1 pseudogene is annotated in these 276 nt (G+C 31.9%); it reads right to left on the reverse strand.

Going from position 1 to position 276, the window contains the following annotated elements:
- Window positions 1–276: pseudogene (locus tag SB717_RS35550) on the reverse strand (tubulin-like doman-containing protein); the annotation flags it as partial.

The following is a 276-nucleotide window of genomic DNA, read 5'->3' on the forward strand; positions in this document are numbered from 1 at the left end:
TTTCGATATTCATTTAATTTGTGTACATATTGCGTTACGATGTCTTCAAATTCTCTTTTGAATGAACGTTGCTGATTATTAATCATTTTTCCGAACCAGCCTTGTTGTTGAGCAATTTCTACTCGGCGTACAGCCGTTACCGTTCCATCGATATTACCTACATTAAATTTTTTATCGTAGTTTTGAATTACATTACGCTTTTGTTCATTATTTTCATGTAGTCGATTCATTTTTTCTACTAACTGCTTTCGAATTTCATATAACATAAAACGTGCT

The organism is Priestia sp. SIMBA_032, from assembly GCF_046535215.1.
Taxonomy (GTDB): domain Bacteria; phylum Bacillota; class Bacilli; order Bacillales; family Bacillaceae_H; genus Priestia; species Priestia aryabhattai.